Annotated in this window: 8 protein-coding genes and 1 tRNA gene; 1 reads left to right on the top strand and 8 read right to left on the bottom strand. The window is 39.5% G+C overall.

The features are described 5' to 3' along the window. Positions 1–182: 182 nt before the first annotated feature. The 4 genes from grrM to O9290_RS16420 form a co-directional block, all read right to left on the bottom strand. Positions 183–1,343, bottom strand: a complete 1,161-nt coding sequence (gene grrM, locus O9290_RS16435) for a cyclophane-forming radical SAM/SPASM peptide maturase GrrM/OscB (protein ID WP_288033596.1) — start codon at positions 1,341–1,343, stop codon at positions 183–185. Between the two features lie 86 nt (positions 1,344–1,429). Next, positions 1,430–2,551: a murein transglycosylase A gene (mltA, locus tag O9290_RS16430; protein WP_004159397.1), complete on the bottom strand. Its 1,122-nt coding sequence runs from the start codon at positions 2,549–2,551 to the stop codon at positions 1,430–1,432. Between the two features lie 76 nt (positions 2,552–2,627). Continuing rightward, positions 2,628–3,962, bottom strand: coding sequence for a hemolysin family protein (locus O9290_RS16425; protein ID WP_004159402.1), 1,335 nt, complete (start codon positions 3,960–3,962; stop codon positions 2,628–2,630). A gap of 32 nt (positions 3,963–3,994) precedes the next feature. Continuing rightward, the gene (locus tag O9290_RS16420; RefSeq protein ID WP_004159404.1) at positions 3,995–4,288 is read right to left on the bottom strand and encodes a hypothetical protein; all 294 of its coding nucleotides are present in this window, start codon (positions 4,286–4,288) and stop codon (positions 3,995–3,997) included. Positions 4,289–4,352: 64 nt separating this feature from the next. Here O9290_RS16420 and O9290_RS16415 point away from each other — a divergent pair. Next, positions 4,353–4,425 (top strand) — tRNA-Ile (locus O9290_RS16415). Between the two features lie 449 nt (positions 4,426–4,874). Here the strand turns inward: O9290_RS16415 and O9290_RS16410 are convergent. From O9290_RS16410 to O9290_RS16395, 4 genes are all read right to left on the bottom strand, one after another. After that, positions 4,875–5,159, bottom strand: a complete 285-nt coding sequence (locus O9290_RS16410) for a type II toxin-antitoxin system HicB family antitoxin (RefSeq protein WP_288058682.1) — start codon at positions 5,157–5,159, stop codon at positions 4,875–4,877. A gap of 156 nt (positions 5,160–5,315) precedes the next feature. Beyond that, on the bottom strand, positions 5,316–5,702 hold the full coding sequence (locus tag O9290_RS16405; protein WP_004159406.1) for a HEPN domain-containing protein: 387 nt from the start codon (positions 5,700–5,702) through the stop codon (positions 5,316–5,318). Further along, positions 5,699–6,016: a nucleotidyltransferase domain-containing protein gene (locus O9290_RS16400; RefSeq protein WP_004159407.1), complete on the bottom strand. Its 318-nt coding sequence runs from the start codon at positions 6,014–6,016 to the stop codon at positions 5,699–5,701. Before O9290_RS16400 ends, O9290_RS16405 begins: the two co-directional genes overlap by 4 nt. Positions 6,017–6,196: 180 nt before the next feature. Continuing rightward, entirely contained in the window at positions 6,197–6,487 is a 291-nt protein-coding gene (locus O9290_RS16395) for a tetratricopeptide repeat protein (RefSeq protein ID WP_288058680.1), read from the bottom strand. Positions 6,488–6,763 lie beyond the last annotated feature (276 nt).

The following is a 6,763-nucleotide window of genomic DNA, read 5'->3' as shown; positions in this document are numbered from 1 at the left end:
TAAGTAGGTAGGCGTTAAAAGTTGTCAGATGCCCCCCTTATTAAGGGGGGATTAAAGGGGGGACTAAGGGGGGATCGGCACCCCCCTTATCAAGGGGGGCAGGGGGGATCGAACCTAAAATCCATTTTTAATTTAATTATAACCAGCTACTTATTACCGATAACTGATAGCTAAAAAAATATTTAAACTTCTAATAAATTTTCTAGGCGATCAAGAACTATATCGGTGATACACTTAATCCGGTATAAACAGGCTTTAGTATCTGTGGAGTTGAAAGTGCCATTTTCCCAATATTTGTTACTACCGGCACCACCCCCACAAACCCCAAAATAATCGCATTTTTGGCGACATAAATCGACTCCACCGCGCATATCAGCGTAAATTTGTTGAAATTTCTCGGTTTCACAGATAGATTCTAGGGAATCGGTCAAAACATTACCAAAAATAAAATCGCCGTAGGGTTGGGTTTTAATCGATAGTAATTCCGGATCAAAAGTGGAAAAATTACCTTGATGATCAAAATTGACAATCATAAAAGGTCGGTTCATATCGGTATTTTCTAAGCGTTCATCGGCATAAATCAAACTACAGATCGATTCAAATTCCCGCAGCTTAAATTCTCCTTGTTTGGCCGTGACTAACTCCCAAAATCTGGCAATAAACTGGCGATAACGTTGTTCAATACCTAATTTATCTAAGGAAGATTGTGAATGAATACCCTCGGTTTCTTCCATATTAAAAGCCACATCGGTAAGGCCATGATCCCAAAAAAAGTTAAAAATTTCGTCGGGATAGTCGAGGGAATCTTCTGTTAAAACAGCGATGATACTGACATCAATTTCATGTTTTTGCAAGAAAGAAATCCCCCGCATTGTAGCAGCATGACTGCCAGTTCCCTTGCGGTTTTGCCGGTGGATATCGTGAATAAAGGCCGGTCCATCAAGACTGACTCCCACATAAACATCATGCTTTTTAAATAATTGACACCAAGCATCGTTAATATAAGTGGCGTTAGTTTGTACCGAATGACGAAAACAGTAACCCTGCTGATTATATTTCTCGCTAACTTCCGCAATTTTGGCGAAAGCACTTTCATAAAAACTGATGGGAACTGCTAAGGGTTCGCCTGCGTGCCAGCAAATGGTAAAATCATCTTGGAGAAAACGACTACTAAAAACCCTCTGAAAAATCGGCTCGATTAAATCTAAGGATAAGGTATTTTTTAAGTGGCGATCGGGTAAATAACAATAATCACAATTGAGATTACAAAAAGAAGTCGGCTGCACGACTACTAAGGTAATTGGACCACAATCCGACCAATCTATATTTGTGTTTTTTTCCATCATTCTATTTTTAAAATTCTCCCTTAAAGTATGATAACCGATAACTGATTCTGGGAATTGTATCTTAATTCTACCTATACTATTTCCTATTCCCTCAATAATAAATAATATAATTGACCCGGAGTATTAATTAAACCGGCTCGCTTGCCAGCATTTTTTCCTGTTCCCATAAAAATATCTACCCTCCCAGTACCTTTAATCGCGCTGCCAGTATCTTGATCGAGAACATAGCGACTAACTAATTTTTTATTAAGATTTCCCTGGGGAATTTCTGTCTCAATTACTGCTAAAGCACCGGGGGGAAAAATACTTTTATCTGTAGCGATCGATCTTTCTGGTAAAACTGGAACTCCAATACTACCAGTGGCAGCTGCGCCGTGGGTTTCTCGAAAGAAAATAAACCGATTATTGCGGGGAATATAATTCTTTAATTGCTCAGGATTATTTCTGAGAAAATCTAAAACCATTGGTAAGGTTAAACCCTCAGCAGGAAAAATACCATCGGCAATCATTTCTTTTCCCAGACTGGTGTAGGGATGCTCGGTATTGCCATCAAAACCAATGCTCATAATTTGACCATTAGGTAAACGTAATTTCGCCGAACCTTGCACATGAACTAAATAAGCTTCTAAGCGATCTTTTAACCAGACTAATTCGTATCCCGCTAGACGGCTATTTTCCCCCAGTAAACCATCTTTTCCCTCTAATTCTACCCTAGCTGGATGGGGTTTAGACCAGCGAGAAAAGTTAGCAGGTCGGCGATAGAGAGGATATTTATACTCGGCGGTTTTTTGCCGACTTGCTTGATAAATTGGCTCAAAATAACCAGTAAATTTAACATTTCCCTGGCTATCATTACCCAAAGAACGATACCAAATAAATTCTTTTTTTACTGCCTTTTGTAGAGCTGCGGGAGTGGGAGAATTCTGCACTAATTGACGAAAACGTACTAAGGAACGCTGCACTCGCTGACGAGTTATTTCAGGAATAGGATAATTTTGATAGGCGCGGATCGCCGCCGAGCTATTCAGATAACGTAAACTATGATCGATCGCTTGTAGTAGGGTTTTTTTGTCCGTTAGCAGTCGTTCATCGTATCCCGTAGATGTTCCTAATTCTGAGATTTCAAAACGTTCTAGGGGCAAATTTGCGGGGGTGAGGGCAATTAATCCCAAGCTGAGGGGGAGGAGTGTCAAAAGGTGTTTCATGGTGATAGGAGTGGGCAGCTATTGACTCGATTAACGATGGAGAAGGATAAATGAGAAAAGTTGTTTCTTGTTTATATCATGAGGATAGTTGTTGCCGATAAATCTTAATTTGTTCCAAGCGAGGGCCGACCTTAGAAATAATGGTAAATTCTAAATTTTGGTAATATAATTGTTCTCCCACCCTCGGTATTTTTTGCCAATGATGGAGGATAAAACCAGCTAGGGTTTGGTATTCATCGGCCAAGGGTAAGCTTAAATTTAATGCTTTGTTCACGTCCTCTAAATTCATTTGTGCTTGTACGAGAAAAGTTGATTCATCGAGGAGTTGGTATTCCAATGTTCCTGATTGATCACTAGGGGGAAAAGTTCCTAGAATCTCGCCGATTAAATCTTTGAGGGTTAATAAACCGGCTGTTCTGCCAAATTCATCCACAATGATAACCATCTTTAAGAATGATTCCTGCATCACTGTCAGTAATTCATTTAAAGGGGTAGTTTCGGGGAAAAAACGCACAGGTTTTAACCAAGGTTTAATCGGGGTTGTTAAATTTAACTGACCTTCGGCAAGGGGTAAAGCTAAATCTTTAAAATCGATCAGACCACGGATATCATCACCAGAATCTCCTGCCACAGGATAGCAAGAATAGCCACTGTTAACCACGTTGAGCAATAATTCCTGAAAAGTTGCGGTCGAGGGAATAGCTATTAAACGGTTATGGGGAACCATGATTTCCGCAGCAGTGATTTCGCCAAACTGGAAGACATTATTTAAAATTTTCCTTTCCGCTGCTTCTAATCCCGTTAATTCCCCTTCCATGCTGATAATTAATTGTAATTCCTCGCAAGTTACCCGATTAGAACGCTGTAGATCCACTTCGGGGATACGGGTTAAAACCAATAAAAAACGAGTTGATTGGTTCAGAATACCGATAAAAGGCTTAAAAATCTGGGAAATAACGCCAATAGGTGCTGCTAATAATCGCGCCATCGGTTCGGCATAAATTAAAGCGAGGGATTTGGGATAAAGTTCCCCAAAAACTATCTGGAGATAGGCAACAATTAAAAAAGCTAGACAAAGAGAGAAACCATGGGAGAGAAGATTTTGCCAGTTTAAAGAAAAGGGTAAAAAACTTAGTAATTTCCTCACAAAAACGGTCATGGTACTCTCCCCGATCCAACCTAAAGCTAAACTAGAAAGGGTGATGCCTAATTGGGTAGTGGAAAGTAAGCGATCGAGACTTCTTTGTAGAGATTGTACCGTCTGCGCTGGCACATCTCCCGCGGCCACTAGCTGACTGATGCGGGTACGACGGACAGACACAAGCGAAAATTCCGCCGCTACGAAAAAAGCATTGAGGACGATTAGTAAAAAGACTAAAATTAAACGAGTCAATAAATCCTGATTATCCATAGCGAAAAGGCAAAATTCGCCTTTTTTAAAGCCTATCCTTTGGTTTCGTCCTTTGATTGCGGTTGGTTTTTCTGTTGTTGCATATAAACTCTCACTCTTTTAATTACTTCTTCTTCTTTCACGGGGATAAAAGTTTGATTGCGACCATAACTGGTGCGATCGTTGGTAAACTTTTTAGCGGGGTTGATATCCGGTTGACTGACTCCCTTCAGGGAGGCGATTCCCAATTGATAGGCTACCCAACCGCTACCGAAGCCGGCGGCTAACATGGCTACCATCAAAAGGAGACCTAACTGCAAGGAGGTGCTGATTGAAAATTTTTTCATCTTGGTGGGGCTGAATTTTCACGTTCAGAGTAATTACCGATCTATAATGAGTTAATAGTATAACCCAGGGTTGGCCGAGCGGTTGAGGCAACGAACTCATAATTCGTGCTAGGCAGGTTCAACTCCTGCACCCTGGATAGTTTTGATGGCTTCGGGTGATCGGCTTCGACTGCACTGGAGTAAGTTAATCTTGTCCTTGTTGGTGCAGAACACAATCTTTTTAAGCCGCTGCATACTAAGGTGATCATGTCAAGAACTCCAGAGTTTCTTTTTCTAAGGCTCTGTCTTAAAGCGGTATTCAGAGTGTAGGGTGCGTTAGGCGGTTACTAATTTGGTCAAAAAACCAAAACTAACAAGCCGCCGTAACGCACCACTTGATCAGAATTGCCAATCGTATCAATGATAACTTATCGAGAAATATTTAGCCCGTGATTAGCAATAATGTCGATTTTAAATTTCCCATAATCGCTAAATCAAATCTCTTTCATAATTCATCATTCATAATTTATCTCAGATATCGAGTTCCGCCAAATGCGATGTTATTGACAACCCTGTTGACTGAGATAACGCAACAAATCTCGACGCTTCATGAGGCGATCAAAGTCGGTACAATTTGGACATGGGTTGATACAGAAAAGATTAGATAAATTGGTTCTTCTAAATCCGCTTCTGCATCTGTTAACAAACCATTAGGCAAGGGTAAGGATTCCCCCCTAGATAAATTAACTTCTGCCATGTCCACCAGCGCACTAGCTAAGGAAGGGCGTACTGCTGCTAGATCATTTCCCCAGGAAATCACGCCAGGAAAATCCAAGACTTCTCCATGGACTCCCTGTTCCAAAAATTTATACATTGCTTTGTAGGTAAGCATCCAATTTATACTCCTTTCTTTCAGCGAATTTTTTGATTAATATAGCGTTTCTGATTCACAAGAGGTACATTCCCGATCCTGAACAGCTTAATCAGCAAAGGTTTAAGTGTGCCGCACAGATGCGAGAACCGCTATAGATTAAGATATTGTTTTTATTTACTGAATTTGATTATTCTCTAGCCACTTGGTAGCTTCACTAATAAACAATTTTGCATTTTCTAAAGTTTTGCCTGCTTGTTGTTGAGTGATGGGTATCGTTTCATCATAATCACTTAACTGTCTTAAATCAAAAGTCTCACTCAAGGTTCTTGATAAGTTTTGAGATAATTCTCCAGTTTTAATAAATTGTTGTCCAAATTGTTGAATCAAGCCTCTGTGAGTTCTAGTATTGACGTTTTTAGCAGCCAAGAGAGCTTGTATTGTATAATATAAGGCGTAATAAGCCCGAGAAATACAAGCACGATATAGAGTATTTTCCCACAAAATTTCAGCAGCATATAATTCTTCTTTAGCTAGACTTAGTAATGTTTGAATGCGGTTCATAAAGCTATACCTTCTCGGCGAATATTTTCTAATAAAGGAGTATCTTTACATAAAAAGTCTTCTTCAGATATGGGCAAAACTGAGATGAATTGATCGTATTTAAGGTTAATTTGATTTTTAACTTCTCCCATACGGAAAATTTCATCTCCAGGAGAAACTGGACTTTTTAAAATTACCATGATATCAATATCAGAGTCTTCTGTTGCATCTCCTCTGGCTTGAGAACCGTATAGAACTAAGTTTATTAATTTATCGCCATAGATTTTTTCTAGTGCTTGGCGAAATTCTGTGATAATTTTTTCAAGTTTTTTCATAATTTATCAATTTTAGACCTTCAAACTATTTTCCCAAAACTTTAGCCCCATCTTCTTGCAGTTTGTCATTAGCTGTTTCAGATTGATGTTTGTGTATTACCAAGTCGATAAAATTGTTAACTTCCAGTAAAAGTGACTCTGGTAGTTGTTACAATTTAGCGATTGTAGTTTGACGAATAGTCATGAGAACAACCTTCCCCAAAATCCTTTTTCCAGTCTTTTCACTTGATCAAGAGTATATTGGTATTTATCCATCGTGTTCTGTTGCACGTAAAGTTGTGCCGCTTGATTATAGTCAGCGATCGCACCTTGCTTGTCTCCTAAGTTAGACTTGGCATTCCCGCGACCAATGTAGGCATAAGCATAGTCGGGTTTGATTTGAATGGCTTGATTGTAGTCAGCGATCGCACCTTGATTGTATCCTAATTCACCTTTGTTACAACCACGATTAAACCACTCTTCGGCTGTCAATTTTACCGTTTTTGAATGTAACTCTGGCTTGACTTGAGTAATGCCCCACTCTAGTTTATGGAAGGCAGCAGCATCATCAATCTTCTTGAAACTTACCCAATTAAGTTCTTGTAGGAAGAGTAAATCACCAGGAATTTTATGGTTCTTCGGTTTGTGTTATGCAATGGAGGGGGGTTATAAAGGATAAAACCCTTACACAGAAAGACATTGCTTCGATTTTGGCCAATTGTTTTCTATCTAGAACGAGCTAATCAATTGAGTCTCTTGCCCTATAAG

Source organism: Microcystis sp. LE19-41.2A (assembly GCF_027530405.1).
Lineage (GTDB): Bacteria > Cyanobacteriota > Cyanobacteriia > Cyanobacteriales > Microcystaceae > Microcystis > Microcystis aeruginosa.
This window is presented reverse-complemented; position numbering and strand designations above follow the sequence as displayed.